The 16,612-nt window shown below is 67.6% G+C and carries 18 protein-coding genes; 11 read left to right on the top strand and 7 right to left on the bottom strand.

Annotation, left to right across the window (positions count from 1 at the left end; translation table 11 throughout):
• The first annotated feature begins 3 nt into the window (after window positions 1-3).
• The gene (locus GTH22_RS15945) at window positions 4-723 is read left to right on the top strand and encodes an HAD family hydrolase (RefSeq protein ID WP_252946507.1); all 720 of its coding nucleotides are present in this window, start codon (window positions 4-6) and stop codon (window positions 721-723) included.
• Between the two features lie 104 nt (window positions 724-827).
• Complete coding sequence (locus GTH22_RS15950) at window positions 828-1,241, top strand: hypothetical protein (RefSeq protein ID WP_252946508.1); 414 nt, start codon at window positions 828-830, stop codon at window positions 1,239-1,241.
• 76 nt (window positions 1,242-1,317) lie between these two features.
• On the opposite strand, the gene GTH22_RS15955 is transcribed toward GTH22_RS15950, so the two are convergent.
• The 5 genes from GTH22_RS15955 to GTH22_RS15975 form a co-directional block, all read right to left on the bottom strand.
• A complete protein-coding gene (locus GTH22_RS15955; RefSeq protein ID WP_252946509.1) occupies window positions 1,318-4,686 on the bottom strand; it encodes an efflux RND transporter permease subunit in 3,369 nt (1,122 codons plus the stop codon).
• Between the two features lie 6 nt (window positions 4,687-4,692).
• Window positions 4,693-6,156, bottom strand: a complete 1,464-nt coding sequence (locus tag GTH22_RS15960; protein WP_252946510.1) for an efflux RND transporter periplasmic adaptor subunit — start codon at window positions 6,154-6,156, stop codon at window positions 4,693-4,695.
• Window positions 6,157-6,329: 173 nt separating this feature from the next.
• The gene (moaB, locus tag GTH22_RS15965; RefSeq protein ID WP_252946511.1) at window positions 6,330-6,860 is read right to left on the bottom strand and encodes a molybdenum cofactor biosynthesis protein B; all 531 of its coding nucleotides are present in this window, start codon (window positions 6,858-6,860) and stop codon (window positions 6,330-6,332) included.
• Entirely contained in the window at window positions 6,857-7,477 is a 621-nt protein-coding gene (locus tag GTH22_RS15970; protein WP_252946512.1) for a LysE family translocator, read from the bottom strand. Before GTH22_RS15970 ends, moaB begins: the two co-directional genes overlap by 4 nt.
• Before the next feature lie 21 nt (window positions 7,478-7,498).
• On the bottom strand, window positions 7,499-8,284 hold the full coding sequence (locus GTH22_RS15975) for a uracil-DNA glycosylase (protein ID WP_252946513.1): 786 nt from the start codon (window positions 8,282-8,284) through the stop codon (window positions 7,499-7,501).
• A 74-nt stretch (window positions 8,285-8,358) separates the two neighbouring features.
• On the opposite strand from GTH22_RS15975, the gene GTH22_RS15980 reads away from it, so the two are divergent.
• The 5 genes from GTH22_RS15980 (at window position 8,359) to GTH22_RS16000 (ending at window position 12,362) form a co-directional block, all read left to right on the top strand.
• Window positions 8,359-9,315: an aspartate carbamoyltransferase catalytic subunit gene (locus tag GTH22_RS15980; RefSeq protein WP_252946514.1), complete on the top strand. Its 957-nt coding sequence runs from the start codon at window positions 8,359-8,361 to the stop codon at window positions 9,313-9,315.
• Window positions 9,308-9,862 carry a hypothetical protein gene (locus GTH22_RS15985; protein ID WP_252946515.1) on the top strand — a complete coding sequence of 185 codons (555 nt, stop codon included), beginning with the start codon at window positions 9,308-9,310 and terminating at the stop codon, window positions 9,860-9,862. Before GTH22_RS15980 ends, GTH22_RS15985 begins: the two co-directional genes overlap by 8 nt.
• Window positions 9,862-10,428 (top strand): aspartate carbamoyltransferase catalytic subunit, encoded by a 567-nt coding sequence (locus tag GTH22_RS15990; protein ID WP_252946516.1) that lies wholly within the window; start codon window positions 9,862-9,864, stop codon window positions 10,426-10,428. The genes GTH22_RS15985 and GTH22_RS15990 overlap by 1 nt, the downstream gene beginning before the upstream one ends.
• Complete coding sequence (gene pyrC / locus GTH22_RS15995; RefSeq protein WP_252946517.1) at window positions 10,425-11,702, top strand: dihydroorotase; 1,278 nt, start codon at window positions 10,425-10,427, stop codon at window positions 11,700-11,702. The genes GTH22_RS15990 and pyrC overlap by 4 nt, the downstream gene beginning before the upstream one ends.
• Before the next feature lie 66 nt (window positions 11,703-11,768).
• Window positions 11,769-12,362 (top strand): MliC family protein, encoded by a 594-nt coding sequence (locus tag GTH22_RS16000; RefSeq protein ID WP_252946518.1) that lies wholly within the window; start codon window positions 11,769-11,771, stop codon window positions 12,360-12,362.
• A gap of 5 nt (window positions 12,363-12,367) precedes the next feature.
• Here GTH22_RS16000 and hemH read toward each other — a convergent pair whose 3' ends face one another.
• Both hemH and GTH22_RS16010 read right to left on the bottom strand, forming a co-directional pair.
• The gene (hemH, locus tag GTH22_RS16005) at window positions 12,368-13,384 is read right to left on the bottom strand and encodes a ferrochelatase (RefSeq protein WP_252946519.1); all 1,017 of its coding nucleotides are present in this window, start codon (window positions 13,382-13,384) and stop codon (window positions 12,368-12,370) included.
• Window positions 13,385-13,444: 60 nt separating this feature from the next.
• The gene (locus tag GTH22_RS16010; protein ID WP_252946520.1) at window positions 13,445-14,272 is read right to left on the bottom strand and encodes an SAM-dependent methyltransferase; all 828 of its coding nucleotides are present in this window, start codon (window positions 14,270-14,272) and stop codon (window positions 13,445-13,447) included.
• A gap of 29 nt (window positions 14,273-14,301) precedes the next feature.
• On the opposite strand from GTH22_RS16010, the gene GTH22_RS16015 reads away from it, so the two are divergent.
• The 4 genes from GTH22_RS16015 to GTH22_RS16030 are packed head-to-tail and all read left to right on the top strand — an operon-like array spanning window position 14,302 to window position 16,602.
• A complete protein-coding gene (locus tag GTH22_RS16015; RefSeq protein ID WP_252946521.1) occupies window positions 14,302-15,033 on the top strand; it encodes a ComF family protein in 732 nt (243 codons plus the stop codon).
• Between the two features lie 28 nt (window positions 15,034-15,061).
• Complete coding sequence (gene grxC, locus GTH22_RS16020) at window positions 15,062-15,319, top strand: glutaredoxin 3 (protein WP_252946522.1); 258 nt, start codon at window positions 15,062-15,064, stop codon at window positions 15,317-15,319.
• Window positions 15,319-16,149, top strand: coding sequence for a carbon-nitrogen hydrolase family protein (locus tag GTH22_RS16025; RefSeq protein ID WP_252946523.1), 831 nt, complete (start codon window positions 15,319-15,321; stop codon window positions 16,147-16,149). The genes grxC and GTH22_RS16025 overlap by 1 nt, the downstream gene beginning before the upstream one ends.
• The gene (locus GTH22_RS16030) at window positions 16,150-16,602 is read left to right on the top strand and encodes a MarR family winged helix-turn-helix transcriptional regulator (RefSeq protein WP_252946524.1); all 453 of its coding nucleotides are present in this window, start codon (window positions 16,150-16,152) and stop codon (window positions 16,600-16,602) included. It begins immediately after the preceding gene.
• Window positions 16,603-16,612 lie beyond the last annotated feature (10 nt).

A 16,612-nucleotide genomic window follows, 5' to 3' on the forward strand; every position in this document is an offset into this window, starting at 1 on the left:
CCTATGAAAATCGCCATGTGGTCCGGCCCGCGGAATCTGTCGACCGCGATGATGTATGCCTTCGCCGCGCGCGGGGATTGCGCCGTCTGGGACGAGCCCTTCTATGCAGCCTATCTTGCCGCCACCGGCATCGACCATCCGATGCGCGCCGAGGTTCTCTCAGAAAACGTCTCTAACCCAGCCGAAATCGCCGCAAGATGCGCTGGCGCGAACCCCGGCGGCCAGCCGCATTTCTACCAAAAGCACATGGCCCTCCACATGGTCGACGGCCTACCGCTCGACTGGGCCGAGGGCTGCGTGAACGTCCACCTTATCCGCCACCCCGCCCGCGTGGTTGCAAGCTACGCCGCCAAGCGCGAGCACCCCACACTCGCCGATATCGGCTACACCCAGCACGCCAATCTCTTCGCCCGCTTCCCCGGCCCGGTGATCGACGCCACCGATATCCGCGCCGACCCCGCCACCATGTTGCAAAGGCTCTGCGCCGAAATCGGCCTGCCCTTTACGCCCGCCATGCTCTCATGGCCCGCCGGCCCCAAGCCCTATGACGGCACATGGGCGCCCCATTGGTACGGCGCCATCCACCGTTCCACCGGCTTTTCCGGCGCCGAAAGCCCGTTGCCCGAGCTTCCCGCAGACATGCAGGCGCTCGCAGACGAGGCCCACCCCTTCTACCAGGACCTCGCCCGCCACAAACTCCGCCCGCCTCCGGGCTCACCGTGAAAAAAAATCTCGGCTACTGAAACTTTCCCCAGCGTCCGCCCGTGTCTTCCCCAAGGCCGGCGCAAAAATGCGCCTGCCCTTCACACTGTTTGAAAGGGAGACACATGAAAAAGTTCATTCTCAGCACCGCCATCGCCCTCACCGGGACCGCCGCCTTTGCCGCCGGCCACGGCATGGCGCCGATGGTCGAAGCCGCTGACCAGAGCGTCGAAAACGGCGTCGTTTCGGCCGACAAGGTCGTTGCAGGCGAAAACGGCTGGCTGGTGGTGCACCGCACCGATGCCGACATGAAGCCGGGCCCCGTTGTTGGCCACGCGCCGCTCCGCATGGGTGAAAACATGGATGTGGCCGCGATCCTCACCGAAGAGGTGAAGGCCGGCGACATGCTCATGCTGATGGTTCACTCCGAAGAGGGTGGCATGAAAACGGGTATCTTCGAATATACCCTCGGCGCCAAGGAAGACGGCCCGATCAAGCCCGAAGGAAATCTGGTGATGACCACCATCACCGCTCAGTAAACCGAGCAGGCAGGGCGGCGGCTTCTCCGGGCCGCCGCCCTCACTTTACCGCAGGCGCCAGCTGCGCCGCCCCGGATCAGGTCGCGCGACGGCCCGAGGCCAGAAGCCCAAGGGCCCCCAGAGCAAATCCAAGCACCACCAGCACCAGTGTACCGGCCAGAAACAGCGTCAGCGCCGCGGCCAGGCCGTCTACCGGCAGCAGCGCCGCCAGTCCGGGCCACAGCGCGCCCGTCACCACGGTCCAGCCGAGCGTTGCGGCAAACCACGCCGCCACCGCCAGCGCCACGAGCGCGACAATCCCCGAAACCCCGCGCGCGCCCTGCCGAAACTGTCCGGCCCTCCGCAGCGCCTGAAACTGCCGCCGCACGTCCTGCTGCATCGCCAGCAGCGAAGGCACCACCAGCAGCACCAGCACCAGCCCGAACCCGAGGCCGAAGACCAGCGTGATCACCGTGGGTTTCAGAAACTGCGCCTGGCTGGAGGGTTCGTAGAGCAGCGGGGTCAGCCCGATCACCGTGGTCAGCGTGGTCAGCAGCACCGGCCGCAGCCGGTCGCAGGCCCCGTCGATGATCGCCGGAAACAGCCCGCGCTCGCGGCTGTATTCATCCACCGTCGTCACCAGCACGATCGAATCGTTGATGATGATCCCCGACATCCCGATCAGCCCGACGATCGAGAACATGCTGAGCGGCATCTGCCATATCTGGTGCCCCCAGATCGCCCCGATCAGCCCGAAGGGGATCACCGCCATAATCAGCAGCGGCCGCGTCCAGCTCGAAAAGATCCACGCCAGCACAAGGTAGATCCCGATCATGCAGGCGCCAAAGCCCAGCGTCGCGTCGCTCAGAAAGTCGTTCGCCTGCTCGCTGAGCCCGCTCAACTGCCAGTTCACGCCATATTCTTCCTCGATCCGCGGCAGGATCGATTCCTCAATCTGCAACATGATCTCCGCCGCCCGCGCCGCGTTCTCGTCATCCAGATCGCCCGTCACCGACACCAGCCTGATGCCGTTCTCCCGGTCGATGGTCGAGAAGCCCGTCTGTCGGCTGACCTTCACGATGTCGGCGAGCGGCACATAGGCCCCATCGGGCGTGCGCATCATCGTCCGGTCGAGGAAATCGGCGGTCAGCTCGCCCTCGGGCAGCTCCACCCGGATCGCCGCGCTGCGCGGCCCGTCGGGGAAGGTCGCTGCCTCTATCCCGCCCAGCCGGTTGCGCAGCACCGAACCCAGCGCGTCGATCGAAAAGCCAAGCTCCTGCCCCTGCGGCGTCAGATCGAGGATCAGCTCTTCCTTGTCGTAGCTCAGCGTATCCTCCAGCGCCGAAACCTCGCCAAACTGCGCCAATTGCCGCTTCAGCGCTTCGGCGGCCTCCTTCAGCCGCGCCACGGAGGCGCCCGAGAGCTGCACGTCAATCGCATCGCCCCCCGGCCCGCCGCGCCACCCGCGGAAGCTGATGATCTCGGCCAGCGGGTGCTGCACCACGCTTTCCTGAAGGTCGGCCACGAACTTCGAACTCGAATAGCTCCGCAGGTCAGGGTCGATCAGCTCGATGGCGATGGAGCCAAGCAGGTCTTCATCCTTGTTGTCCACGCCGCTCAACCCGCGCCCGGTGTTGCCGCCGATCTCGGCCACCGTGTAGGCCACGGGGTTCAGCCCGAACTCGCTTTCATACTGCGCGCCCAGCCTGTCCACCGCCTCCTGAAACATCCGCATCTGCGCAATGGTGTCGGCCCGGCTGGCCCCCGGCGCCATGGCAAAGTTGCCCTCCACCCGGCCCTCTTCGGGCGGCGAGAAAAAGCGCCATTGCACGTTGCCCCGCACCAGCTCGCCCACCTGCACCGCCAGCAGCACGATCACCCCGGCCAGCACCGGATAGCGCGCCCAGACCACCCCGCGCATCAGCGCCCGGAACGGCACGTCCCGCACCCAGGAGAAGCCCTTGTTGAACTGCCGTGAAGGCCAGTCGTACCAGGCCTCCTTCTTCTGGGTCGCGGTCAGCGCATGGGCCATGTGGTTTGGCAGAATCACGAAGCACTCGATCAGCGAGGCAATGAGCACCGTGATCACCGTAAAGGGTATATCGGCAATCAGCTCGCCAAACCGCCCCTCGATCACCGTCAGCCCGGCAAAGGCGATCACTGTCGTGACGGTGGCCGAAAACACCGGCCCCGACATGCGGATCGCCGCATTCTCGCTGGCCTGAAACGGGGTTTCCCCAAGCCGCCGCACCCTGAAGTCGGCATGTTCGCCCACAACGATGGCGTCATCCACCACGATCCCGAGGGTGATGAGCAGCGCGAAGAGCGACATCATGTTCAGCGTCAGCCCGGCGGCATACATGATCGCCACCGCAGCGCACATCGCCACCGGAATCCCCGCCGCCACCCAGAGCGCCGTGCGGGCGTTGAGAAACAGAAACAGCAGCCCCAGCACGAGCGCCAGCCCGGTCAGCCCGTTCTCGAACAGGATGTCGAGCCGCCCCTGGATCGCCTCGCTCCGCGTGCGGATCAGGTCGATCTTCACGCCCGCGGGCAAGGTCCGCTCCAGCTCGGCGGCAACCTGCTCCACCGTGGCCTGAATCTTGATCGCATCGCCCTGCACCGAGCGGTCGACCCGCACGCTCACCGCCGGGTTGGGGCCAACGTAGTAAGTGCGGTTGCGGTCCACCCCCTCCACCCGGATATCGGCCACATCGCCAATCGTCAGATCGGGCTTCAGCACGATCCCGGCAATCTCCTCCGGGCTGCGCTTGGCCACGCCGGTCCGCACCCGCGAGGAGCCACCGCTCACATCGCCCGCCGGGTCGGCCTCCGCCTCGGCGGCGATGGCATCGGCAATCTGGCGCATGGTGATGTCGTTGTTGATAAGCTGCGCCGAGGGCACTTCCACGATCACCTCGGGCGCCGCCACGCCCCGCAGCGTGGTCCGTGTCACCCCCGCCTCGAACAGCCGCGCCACGAACTCGTCAGCGTATCGCGCCAGCAGCTCCACGCCCACGGGCCCGGTGATGATCACATCCGTCACCCGGTCGCGCCAGGCCGAGCGGGTCACAACCGGGTCGTCCGCCTCTTCCGGCAGGTTCGTGATCCCGTCCACCGCCTGCTGCACATCCTCGGCGGCGCGGGCCATGTCGTAGTTGGGTTCAAACTCCAGCCGGATCGACGCGCCGCCCTCCCGCGAGGTCGCATCGCTCTCTTCCACCCCGTCCACCGCAAGCAGGGCGGGTTCAAGAACGGCCACAATCGCGCTGTCCACGTCCTCGGCGCCCGCGCCATCCCAGTTCACCGAGACCCGCACGCTGTCGAGCACGATATCAGGGAAGAACTGCGCCCGCATACGCGGGAAAGCGGCAATCCCGGCGGCGATCATCAACACCAGAACAAGGTTCGCCGCCGTCTTGTGCCGGGTGAAATAGGCCAGAATGCCAGAGGCGCGACGCTCCATTTCGGCCTAGCCCCCCATCCGGCTTTCGATGCGTTCGATGGTCTCGGCGGGCACCCGATCCTGCGCAAGCTGCGCCAGCACCCGCTCCTTTGCGTCGGGCGGCATCCGGTTGTTGCCCTCGATGAAGGCAATAAGCCTTGCGCGGCGCTCCGGCGTCAGCTCCACCAGTTCCTCCGGGGTCGGCTCGGCCGGGGCAGGGGCAGCATCGCCCAGCGCCCGGGCCCGGATGCCGGGGCCAACCAGCGGCGAGCGTTCGGCAACAATCAGCGCCCCCGCCCGGCCCTCGGCCCGGATGATCACCTCGTCGCCCTGCCGCCGCAGCACCTCGACCTGCGCCAGCTCGAGGCGCTCCTCATCGTTCAGCACCAGCACCGTGCTTGCCGCGTCCACCGCCGTGGCGGGCACCACGGCCACGTTTTCCAGCGCAGGCTCCTCGATGCTGACGGTCACGAAATCCCCGGGGCGAAAGCCCGCGCTCTCCGCAAGGTCGGCATAAATCACCCGGCCCGTCTGCCCCTCACCGACCGCGCCGCTCACCCGGTCCAGCCGCCCCTCGGCCACGAGGTCCAGCCCCGAAACATCAAGCCGCACCTGCATCGCCGCCGGAATCAGCCTCCCGTCCTCGCCCAGCAGCCGGGCATATTGCGCCGTGCTCAGCCGAAACGAGACCTCGAGCGCATCGGGGTCGATGAGCGAGGCCATCAGCTCGTTGCCCGCAACCAGCCCGCCTTCCACCACCGCCACATCGGCAATCGTCCCGGAAAAACTTGCGCGGATCTCATGGTCCGCAAGGTCGCGCTCGGCGTTCGACAGGGCAATCTTCGCCCGGCTCACCCCGTTGCGCCCCACGTCGAGCCGGCTCTGCGCCGAGGCCACCGCCTGCCGCTTACTCAGCACCGACTGGTCGGCAGAGGCGGCCGAAAGTTGGGCCTCCTCCACCGCCGCGGCAGACCCGACACCGCGCTCGCGCAGGCTTTCCTGCCGCACCAGCGCCTGCTCGCGCAGCTCCGCCTGCCGCTCGGCGGCGGCCTGGTCGTCGCGCGCCAGCTCCAGCGCCCGCTCCGCATCGCGCAGCTCGGCCTCGGCCTCGGCCACATCGGTGCGGGCATTCTCCAGCGCCGCCTCCGCGTTCGAGGCCTCGATCCGCGCCAGAAGCTCGCCCTGCTGCACCGTGCCGCCCTCGGCAAAACTCTCCGAAAGTTCCACGATCCGCCCGCCAACAACCGCCCGGATATCCAGCGTGCGCTCGCTGCGCACCTCGCCGAAGGCGGTCATCACCGGTACCGCGCGGCCCGGCTCGATCGCCACCACGTTCACACCCGCCACGCGCTCCCGCGCAGGCCGTGTCCCGGCCTCACGGTTCATCCGCTCCTCGACGGCGCCCCAAAAGCTGGCCCCCGCCACGGCCAGAAGCCCCAACGTGACCGAAAGCAGGAACAGCCCCACGAGGGACCGGCGTAAGAAATTCATCAGCGTGCCTTTATCGGTGCGATCATCGGTCAGGCTAGACCTCGCCCGAGTTGGGGCAAAGCCACAAGGATGTTACGCCCCCCGTCGCGGTTTCCGTCGCACTATTTTCGACCAATGCGCAAAAAATGTGACACCCGCACAGAGGCGCAACGCCCCGGCCCGATCAGGCCGGGCTACTTCCGCCGCAGATGCTCATCTAGCCGCGGCATGATCTCCACGAAGTTGCAGGGCTTGTGCCGGTAATCGAGTTGCTTTTGCAGGATCTCGTCCCAGGCGTCCTTGCAGGCCCCGGGCGAGCCGGGCAGGGCGAAAAGATAGGTGCCCATCGCCACGCCGCCGGTGGCGCGGGATTGCACCGCAGAGGTGCCGATCTTGGCCATCGACACATGGGTAAACACCGTGCCGAACGCGTCGATCTCCTTCTCGTAGACATCGCGATGCGCTTCCACCGTCACATCCCGCCCCGTCAGCCCGGTGCCCCCGGTCGAGATCACAACGTCAATCGCCGGATCGGCGCACCACGCCCGCAGCTGCGCCGCGATCTCGGCGCGCTCGTCGGGCAAGATCTTCCGCTCCGCCAGCACGTGCCCGGCCGCCTCGATCCGCCCCGCCAGCACATCGCCCGACCGGTCCTCGGCCAGGCTGCGGCTGTCCGACACCGTCAGCACCGCGATCCGAACCGCAATGAACTCCCGCTCGCTCATGCCCGCTCCATCACCGCAAGCCGCACCGCCAAGGCCCCGAAGATCCCCGCCGTCACCCATGACAGGATGCGGGCAAAGCGCGGCGAGCGTGTCAGCGCCAGCCCCAGAGAGCCCGCGCCCAGCCCGACCGCCCCGTTGATGAGAAAGCCCCCGAAGGCCAGCACCACGCCCAGTGTCAGAAACTGCGGCAGCACCGCGCGCGACGGGTCCACGAACTGCGGCAGGAAGGCGAGGATGAACAGGATCACCTTGGGGTTGGTCACATTCACCAGCAGCGCCTGCCGAAACGCCCGGCCCGGGCTCAACGCCTTGGCCTTGCTCTGCCCCGGCCCGCCACTGCGCAGCGTGGCCACCGCCAGCCAGAGCAGATAGGCCACCCCACCCCAGCGGATCACCTCGAAGGCCCCCGGCAGCGCCGCCACCACCGCGCCAAGGCCCAGCCCGGCCGCAGCAACATTCACCATGCAGCCCGCCGATATCCCGGCATTCGCCGCCATCGCCGGTGCGCGGCCCCCCTTCAGGCCCTGCGCGAGCACAAACATCATGTCCGCCCCCGGCGTCAGGTTCAGCGCCAGCGCGGCGGGGAGAAAGGCCAGCAATGTCAGCAGCTCAACCATCAAGCCCACCCGTTCCTCGTTTCATCCCGCGCCCTCCAGCCGGGCTCGCACCGTCAGCAGGTCGGCCCAGGCAAGGCGCTTCATCTCGGTCTTTCGCAGCAGAAAGGAGGGGTGGAACATCGGCATCACGGGCACCCCGGCAAACTCGTGCCAATTGCCGCGCAGCCGGGTGATCCCCCGCTTGTCCAGAAGCGACCCGCAGGCCGGGTTGCCCATCAGCACGATCAGCTCCGGCCCGGCCAGCTCGATATGGCGCTCCACGAAGGGCCGCATCATCGCCAGCTCCTCCGCCTCCGGGTCGCGGTTCTGCGGCGGACGCCACGGCACGACGTTGGTGATGTAAAGCGCCGCCTCGGCGTCGACCGCATCCCGCGCCAGGCCGATTGCCGCAAACATCCTGTCGAGCAACTGCCCCGACCGCCCGACAAAGGGCTTGCCCTGCGCATCCTCTTCGGCGCCCGGCCCCTCGCCGATCACCATCACCCGCGCCTCGGGCCGGCCATCGGCAAACACAAAGTTACGGGCTCCGCGCTTCAGCTCGCAATGCGGAAAGGCCTCCTGCGCAGCGGCCAGCGCTTCGAGGGTCGCGGCAGCCCCCGCCGCCGCCTTCGCCTCGGCCACGGCATCCAGCTCGGGCATGACAACCGGCGCATGCTGGTCTTTGGCGGTGGTCGCGGGCTTGGCTTTCGGCTCGGGCTTCACCTCGAAGCGATCCACCGGCACATCGCCAATGGCATCCACCGCCCCCAGCTCCACCTGCCAGGCCAGCGCCGCCAGCATTGCCTCTCTGTCAAACTCCCCGTCCATGTCCAACGACTTACCCCATGTTGCCGCCCCGTGCGAGCCTGCTATACACTCCGGCAAAATCTCGGGGAAAACACATGACCTTGCGCGCCAGACACCTCCTCGGCATCGCCGCACTTGCCCCTGATGAAATCACCGCAATCCTCGATCTCGCAGAGCGTTACGCCGCGCAGAACCGCTCTGGCGACAAGCACGGCGACGCCCTGCGCGGGATGACGCAGGTGAACATGTTCTTCGAAAATTCCACCCGCACCCAGGCCAGCTTCGAGCTGGCAGGCAAGCGCCTCGGGGCGGATGTGATGAACATGGCCATGCAGGCCAGCTCGATCAAAAAGGGCGAAACCCTGCTTGATACGGCGCTGACCCTCAACGCCATGCACCCCGACCTCCTCGTCGTGCGCCACCCCCACTCCGGCGCGGTCGACCTGCTGGCGCAGAAGGTCAACTGCGCCGTGCTGAACGCCGGCGACGGGCGGCATGAGCACCCTACCCAGGCCCTGCTCGACGCGCTGACCATCCGCCGCCACAAGGGCCGCCTGCACCGGCTGACGGTGGCGATCTGCGGCGATGTCGCGCACTCCCGCGTGGCCCGCTCCAACATCCTGCTGCTGAACCGGATGGAAGCCCGCGTCCGCCTCGTCGGCCCCCCCACGCTAGTGCCCTCCGCCTTCCGCGAACTCGGCTGTGAGGTCACCCACGACATGGCCGAGGGCCTCGCCGACGCCGATGTGGTGATGATGCTCCGCCTCCAGCGCGAGCGCATGGACGGCGGCTTCATCCCCTCCGAGCGCGAGTATTTCCACCGCTACGGGCTCGACGCCGAAAAGCTCGCTCACGCCAAGCCCGACGCCATCGTCATGCACCCCGGCCCGATGAACCGCGGCGTCGAGATCGACAGCGCCACCGCCGACGACCCCACCCGCTCCGTCATCACCGAACAGGTCGAAATGGGCGTGGCGGTGCGTATGGCCGCCATGGACCTCCTCGCGCAAAACCTCCGGGCGGAGCGGGCAGCGGAGCCCGCTCGTGTCTGACCTCGCCCCCCACCTCAAGCAGACCGAAACCCTGCTCTGGGAGGGCAAACCCACCTTTACCCATGTCCTGCCCGGCGCATTCGTCTTCCTGCGCATCACCGGCTGGGTGATGTTCGCCTGCTTCCTCTTCTTCCTGCTCATCGGCATCGCCAACCTCGACGAGATGGACGGCGCCCTGCCGATCTGGATCACCTTCCTCGTCCTCTCCGGCGGCCTCTGGCTGATCTTCTCCTTCTTCGCCCCCGCCTATGCCCGCCGCCTCAACCGGGCCACCCGCTTCGGCGTCACCGAAACGCGGGCGGTGATCCTTCAGGGCGGGCGCAGGCTGGTCCGGCTCTCGATCGGCAAGACCGGTAAGATCAACCGCGTCGGCAAGGACGACGGCCCTTGGGCCGTCCATTTCCTGTTTCCCGCCGCCCGCCGCTACCGCGATGCCGACGGCCACTACCGCACCACACGCCCCGGCCCGGTTGGCTTTACGCTGCTCTCGGCCGAAGATGCCGTGATGGCCGAAACCGCGCTCACCGCTATACGGGGGAAAGGCTGATGCCAAAGGCACCACCCGGTTGGGCCGGGCTGCTCGACGACGACGAAGAAATTCTCTGGCAGGGCCGCGCCTCCGGGGCCATCACCTTTCGGGGCCGCGACATCTTCCAGAGCCTCTTCGGCCTGTTCTTCGCCGGTTTCGCGATCTTCTGGATCTCCATGGCCTCCTCCATGGGCCCCCCCCGCAACGCGCCCGCCATCTTCCACTTCTTCCCTCTCTTCGGCCTGCCCTTCCTCGCCATCGGCCTCCACCTCGCCTTCGGCAAGTACTTCTGGGATGCCTACGTGCGCCGCCACACCAACTACACGCTGACCAACCAGCGCGGCTTCATCGCCACCGAGGTCTTCGGCAACCGCAAGCTCAAGAGCTATCCGCTGACCGACAATCTCGTGCTCGAGCAGTCCGCGCGCGGCGACACGCTCTGGTTTGCCTCCGAAAACTTCACCCGTCGCAACAAGAACGGCTTGAAACGCACCTACACCCGGCGCATCGGCTTCGAGCTGATCGAAGACGGCGCGCAGGTGATGGGCCTGGCCCGCAAGGCCCTCAAGGAACACGCAAAATGACGACGACCCTCTTCACCAACGTCACCCTGATCGACCCCGAAGAGCTGACAGAGGCGCCCGGCCACCTTCTGGTCGTCGACGGGCAGATCGCAGACGTCGCCGCCGGGCCGATGGCCGCGCCCGAGGGGGCCGAGGTGGTGGATGGCGACGGCAAGTGGCTCGCGCCGGGCATCGTCGATATCGGCGTCAAGATCTGCGAGCCCGGCGAGCGCCACAAGGAGTCGTTCAAATCCGCCGGCGCGGCGGCGGCGGCGGGCGGCGTGACCACCATCATCATGCGCCCCGATACCCTGCCCGCCATCGACTCCCCCGAGACGCTCGAGTTCGTCACCCGCCGCGCCGCCGAGGCCGCCCCGGTGAACATCCGCGCCATGGCGACCCTCACCAAGAACCGCGAAGGCCGCGAAATGGCCGAGCTGGGCTTTTTGCAGGATGCCGGGGCGCTGGCCTTCTCCGATGGCGACAAGGTGGTGGCCGATACCAAGGTGCTTGCCCGCGCCCTCTCCTACGCCCGCGAACTCGACGCGCTGGTGGTCGGTCACCCGCAGGAGCCCACGCTGTCGAGGGGCGCGTCCGCCACATCCGGCAAGCTCGCAACCCTTATGGGCCTGCCCGCCGTCTCCCCCATGGCCGAGCGGATGGGGGTCGACCGCGACATCGCCATGGTCGAGATGACCGGCGCGCGCTACCACTTCGACCAGCTCTCCGCCGCCCGCGCCCTGCCGCCACTGGAGCGGGCCAAGGCCAACGGCTTCAACATCACCGCAGGCGTGTCGATCCACCACCTCACCCTCAACGTGAACGACCTCTCCGAGTATCGCACCTACTTCAAGCTGAAGCCGCCGCTGCGCGAGGAAGAAGACCGCCTGGCCATGGTCGAGGCCGTGGGCAGCGGCCTGATCGACGTGATCTCCTCCATGCACACCCCGCAGGACGAAGAGAGCAAACGCCTGCCCTTCGAAGAGGCCGCCTCCGGTGCCGTCGCGCTCGAAACTCTGCTGCCCGCCGCCATGCGCCTGCTGCACGCGGGGCTTCTGACCCTGCCGCAACTCTTCCGCGCCATGGCCCTCAACCCGGCCCGCCGCCTCGGCCTGCCGTCGGGCCGTCTCGCCAAAGGCGCCCCCGCCGATCTGGTGCTCTTCGACCCCTCCGCGCCCTTCCTGCTCGATCGGAGCAAGTTGCGCTCCAAGTCCAAGAACACCCCCTTCGACGGCGCAAGGATGGAGGGCCGGGTGCTCGGCACATGGGTCGCCGGCCAGCGGGTCTTCGCCTGAGGCGGCCCCCGTCCCGCTTCTTCGCAACCCGTGCTATGCTCCCGCCACCCAGCCCGGAGCCATGCCATGCGACTCGCCCTCTTCGCCCTTCTCATCGCCTCCCCCGCGGCGGCCCAGAGCTTTGATTGCGCCAAGGCCGAAAGCAGCGCCGAACAGCTCGTCTGCTCCAACGCCCGCCTCGGCGCGCTCGACGAGCGCATCGCCGCAACCTACGCCAGTGCCCTCGACGCCGCCCGCGGGCTCGACGCCGGCGCCGCCGAGGCCGAAACTACGCTCAAGGCCACCCAGCGCGGCTGGATCTCCGGGCGCGACGAGTGCTGGAAAACCGAGAACGTCGAAGCCTGCGTCGAACAGAGCTACCTGCGCCGCGAGGCCGAGATGGTGGCAACATGGATGCTCGCCGAGCCGACCGACACCGTCTTCTGGGCCTGCGACGGCAACTCGTCCAACGAGGTCGTGACCACCTTCTTCGACACAGAGCTGCCCTCCCTGCGCTTCGAGCGCGGCGACAGCATCGACGTGGGCACCCTCACCCCCGCCGCGTCCGGCAGCCGCTACATGGGCAGCTTCGGGCGCGAAATCTGGATCAAGGGCGACGAGGCCATGTATCGCGAGCCCGACCCGGACGGCACCGAGCTATCCTGCGTGAAGGCGCAATAGCCCCCTCAGACCCAGCCCGCCAGGCTCTCGCCCACCGCATCCGCCAGCGCCTCGATATGATCGGGCCGGTCGTTCAGGCATGGAATATAGGTAAATTCCTCGCCCCCCGCATGTTCGAAGCTCTCGCGGATCTCCCCCTCGATCTCTTCCAGCGTCTCGATGCAATCGGCGCTGAAGGCCGGAGCCACCACGGCAATCTTCTTCACTCCCGCCTTCGCCCGCGCCGCCACTTCCTCGACGGTATAGGGCCGTAGCCAGTCCTCCGGGCCAAACTGGCTCTGGAAGGTCGTAATCACCTTCTCCTCCGGCAGTCCCAGCCGATCACGCAGCAGCCGCGTCGTCTTCTGGCACTGGCAGTGGTAGGGATCACCCTCCATCAGGTAGCGTTTCGGCATCCCGTGGTAGCTGCATACCAGCAACTCCGCATCGCCCATCTTCTCGGCCACCGAGGCCGAGAGCGCGTCGATGTAGCTCTGCCGGTCGAAATAGGCCGGCACCGTCCGCACCGCCGGCTGCCACTTCTCCTTCATCAGCGCCCGAAAGAACTGGTCATTCGCCGTCGCCGTCGTCGCCCCCGCATATTGTGGGTAAAGCGGGAAAAACACGACCCGGTCACAGCCCGCCGCCACCATCTCGGCCAGCTTGCTCTCGGTCGAGGGGTTGCCGTAGCGCATGCAGAACTCGACCATCACCTGATCGCCGTATTCCTGAACCAGCCGCGCCCGCAGCGCCTCGGTCTGCGCCATGGTGATCACCATCAGCGGCGACATGTCCTTGGCCTTGTCCCAGATCAGCTCGTAGTTCTTGCCGCTGGAAAAGGGCCGCTTGGTCAGGATGATCCCCTGCAAGATCGGCTGCCACTTCCACGCCGGATAGTCGATCACCCGCTTGTCGCTGAGAAACTCGTTCAGATAGCGCCGCATGTCCCAGTAACCGGGGCTGTCGGGCGTGCCGAGGTTTGCAATCAGCACCCCGATCTTGCGGGGCTTCACGGGCGGGTGGTCTGGCGGCAGGTGGCTCACGGGCTGTCCTCGTTGCGGGCTTTTGCTAGGGATAGTGCCCCGGTGGCACGGGTCAATGCGTCACCTCTTCCCACCATCCTCGCCATGCTCCTTCGTGCCCAGCGCGTCGGCGAGCCGCGCGGTGGCCGAACCGGGGCGCAGCGGCTGGGGCTGATCGGGTCCGGGCGACCATCCGGTGAGGAAAACAGTCTCGAACCTTGCCGAAATGCGCCCGTCGCCGGTGGCAGTCGTCGCATCATGGGCCACAGCGGCCCGCAGCAGCACGCCGCGTCGGGTCGGCACCCTCAGGCGCGCCTCCATCGCGTTGGCCTCGCCCATCGCCCGCAGGTCGCGCATCAGCGCCAGCGTGTCGACATAGCTCACGTCGAGCGGCAGCGCATCGGCCACCGGCAGCACGAATCCGGCCCGTTGCAGCAGCGCGCCCAGGTCGCGGATCTCTCCCATCGGCAGAACGCGCGGGCTGAGGCCGCCGGTCTCCGCCGCCTCCGCCTCGGCCAGGGCGGTGCGCAGCCCCGCCAGCGTCTCGCCGCCCAGCATCGCCCCCATGAACAGCCCGTCCGGCACCAGCCCCCGCCGCGCCTGAACCAGTTGCCCCACCGGGTCCGAAGCCCAATGCAGCGCCATCGCGTGGATCACCAGATCATGCGCGCCCCGCCCGATATCAAGCAGCTCACCGTCCTCGATCACCCGCGCCTCGGGAAAGGCCTCGCCCCAGATTTCCGGAAAACCCGTCACCACACAGGGCGCCGTAAAGGTTCTGTTAACCTCGCTGAGTCTTTCCTTGATCTCATCAATGGCCTGCCCATGCAGAAACAGCGCATCGCGCTCTGCGCGGGCACGGTTTTGAGCAAGGGCCTTGCGGTCGGTCAATTTGGGCGGCTGGGCCATGGGCGGCTTATCAGCGAGGGCGCGGTTCGATGCAACGGCTTCTGCAGGCGATCTACCCCGATCACTGCCTATCCTGCGGCGAGGTCAGCGGTTCCGATGGCGGGCTCTGCGCGGCCTGCTGGCGTGACACCGCCTTCATCACCGGCCTCGTCTGCGACCGCTGCGGCGCGCCCCTGCCAGGTGACGAAGACGAAGACGACGTAAGCACCCCTGCCCTCACCTGCGACGATTGCCTCACCATCGCCCGCCCCTGGAGCCGGGGCCGCGCCGCGCTGCTCTATCGCGGCAACGGGCGGCGCATCGTGCTGGCGCTCAAAAGCCATGACCGCGCCGATCTGGCCCAAAGCGTCGCGCCCTGGCTCGCCCGCGCCGCCGTGCCGATCTACGAGCCCGGCATGTTGCTCGCCCCGGTGCCGCTGCACTGGTTCCGCCTCTTCCGGCGGCGCTACAACCAGTCGGCCCTTCTGGCCCGCGCCCTCGCCCGCCAGCTCGGCGCGCCCCTCTGCCCCGATCTCCTGCTGCGCGCCCGCCACACGCCCCGGCAGGAGGGCCTCGGCGCCGCGGCCCGCTTTGCCAACATGGCCGAGGCCATTCACCCCCACCCCGGTCGCCGCCACCACATGGCCGCCCGCAAGGTGCTCCTCGTCGATGATGTGCTCACCTCCGGCGCCACCCTCGCCGCCTGCGCCGAAGCCTGTCTCGGCGCGGGCGCGGCGGAGGTCCGGGTGCTGACACTGGCGCGCACGGTCAAGGACGCCTAAGTATGGTCGGAACGTCAGGAGTTCTGCCATGTCTGCCCCCATCGAGATCTACACCACGCCGATCTGCGGCTTTTGCACCGCCGCCAAGCGCCTGCTGAAGGCCAAGGGCGCCGAGTTCACCGAGATCGACCTCTTCGAGGAGCCCGGCCGCCGCTCCGAAATGATGGACCGCGCCGGAGGCCGCCACACGGTTCCGCAAATCTTCATCGGTGAAACCCACGTCGGCGGCTACGACGACCTCCACGCGCTCGACAGCGCCGGCAAGCTAGAGCCGTTGCTGGCCTGATGCGGGCCGCTCTCCTCCAGCTCACCAGCTCCGACGATCCGCTGGCCAACCTGCCGGTGGCGCTGGGCATGGTCGAGCAGGCGGTGGGCGAGGGGGCCGATCTTATCTGCACGCCCGAGGTCACGAATTGTGTCTCCGCCAGCCGGAAACGCCAGATCGAGGTACTGCGCCCCGAGGCCGAGGATCCAACCCTCGCCGCCTTCCGCGAGGCCGCCACACGCCACTCCAAATGGCTGCTGCTCGGCTCCATCGGCCTCAAGACCGACGACCCCGATGGCCGCTTCGCCAACCGCAGCTTCCTGATCGGCCCCGATGGCGAAATCGCCGCGCGCTACGACAAGATCCACATGTTCGACGTTCAGGTCTCCGAAACGGAAACCTATCGCGAGAGTGCTGGCTATCGCCCCGGAAACGTCTCTGTTCTAGCCCAAACGCCGCTTGCCGTGATCGGCCTGACCATCTGCTACGATGTCCGCTTCCCCCATCTCCACCGCGGCCTCGCCCGCGCCGGGGCGCAGATCATCACCGTGCCCGCCGCCTTCTCTCCTGGCACTGGCCCGGCCCATTGGCAGCCCCTGCTGCAAGCCCGCGCCATCGAGACCGGCTGCTACGTGCTCGCCCCCGCCCAATGCGGCACCCATTCGGCCACCGAGGGCCGCACCCGCAGCTCCCACGGCCACTCCCTCGTGGTTTCCCCCTGGGGCGAGGTGCTGGTCGACGGCGGCACCGCGCCGGGTGTGATCACAGTTGACCTGAACCTCTCAGCCGTAGACGATGCGCGGCGCAAGATCCCCGCATTGACCCACGATCGCCCCTTCGAAGGCCCCTGAATGGCAACAGAAGTTTCCGATACCCTTGCCGTCGCGCTGTTCTCCGAGCTGCTCACCGCCGAGCAGCTCGCCCGGAACCGCATGTCGAAGGCGCTGCCCAAGGGTATGGAAATCAGCCACTTCTCGGTGCTCAACCACCTCGCCCACATCAACGAAGAGCGCAGCCCGGCCCAGCTGGCCCAGGCCTTCCACCTGACCCGCGGAGCCATGACCAACACGCTGAACAAGCTCGAATGGGCCGGCTACGTGCACATCCGCCCGGATTGGGACGACGCCCGCCGCAAGATGGTCTCCATCAGCCCCTCCGGCCGGTCGGCGCGCGACGCGGCGATTGCCTCGGTCAGCCCGGTGATCGCGGCCATCGTCTCCGAGATCGGTGCCGAGAAGGTCCGCGCCATGCTCCCCGTCATGCGCGACCTGCGCCAGAAGCTCGGCGCCCGCGAGGAGCCGTAGGGCGGGACTT

The sequence above is a fragment of the Oceanicola sp. 502str15 genome, from assembly GCF_024105635.1.
Lineage (GTDB): Bacteria > Pseudomonadota > Alphaproteobacteria > Rhodobacterales > Rhodobacteraceae > Vannielia.

Bases quoted from the DNA above. Each gene is read 5' to 3' on its own strand.
- grxC (WP_252946522.1), top strand. From the start codon at position 15,062: ATGTCTGCCCCCATCGAGATCTACACCACGCCGATCTGCGGCTTTTGC.
- GTH22_RS15990 (WP_252946516.1), top strand. From the start codon at position 9,862: ATGCCAAAGGCACCACCCGGTTGGGCCGGGCTGCTCGACGACGACGAA.
- GTH22_RS15950 (WP_252946508.1), top strand. From the start codon at position 828: ATGAAAAAGTTCATTCTCAGCACCGCCATCGCCCTCACCGGGACCGCC.
- pyrC (WP_252946517.1), top strand. From the start codon at position 10,425: ATGACGACGACCCTCTTCACCAACGTCACCCTGATCGACCCCGAAGAG.
- GTH22_RS15945 (WP_252946507.1), top strand. From the start codon at position 4: ATGAAAATCGCCATGTGGTCCGGCCCGCGGAATCTGTCGACCGCGATG.
- GTH22_RS16010 (WP_252946520.1), bottom strand. From the start codon at position 14,272: ATGGCCCAGCCGCCCAAATTGACCGACCGCAAGGCCCTTGCTCAAAAC.
- moaB (WP_252946511.1), bottom strand. From the start codon at position 6,860: ATGAGCGAGCGGGAGTTCATTGCGGTTCGGATCGCGGTGCTGACGGTG.
- GTH22_RS16025 (WP_252946523.1), top strand. From the start codon at position 15,319: ATGCGGGCCGCTCTCCTCCAGCTCACCAGCTCCGACGATCCGCTGGCC.
- GTH22_RS15970 (WP_252946512.1), bottom strand. From the start codon at position 7,477: ATGGTTGAGCTGCTGACATTGCTGGCCTTTCTCCCCGCCGCGCTGGCG.
- GTH22_RS15955 (WP_252946509.1), bottom strand. From the start codon at position 4,686: ATGGAGCGTCGCGCCTCTGGCATTCTGGCCTATTTCACCCGGCACAAG.
- GTH22_RS15960 (WP_252946510.1), bottom strand. From the start codon at position 6,156: ATGAATTTCTTACGCCGGTCCCTCGTGGGGCTGTTCCTGCTTTCGGTC.
- GTH22_RS16015 (WP_252946521.1), top strand. From the start codon at position 14,302: ATGCAACGGCTTCTGCAGGCGATCTACCCCGATCACTGCCTATCCTGC.
- GTH22_RS16030 (WP_252946524.1), top strand. From the start codon at position 16,150: ATGGCAACAGAAGTTTCCGATACCCTTGCCGTCGCGCTGTTCTCCGAG.
- GTH22_RS15980 (WP_252946514.1), top strand. From the start codon at position 8,359: ATGACCTTGCGCGCCAGACACCTCCTCGGCATCGCCGCACTTGCCCCT.
- GTH22_RS15975 (WP_252946513.1), bottom strand. From the start codon at position 8,284: ATGGACGGGGAGTTTGACAGAGAGGCAATGCTGGCGGCGCTGGCCTGG.
- GTH22_RS16000 (WP_252946518.1), top strand. From the start codon at position 11,769: ATGCGACTCGCCCTCTTCGCCCTTCTCATCGCCTCCCCCGCGGCGGCC.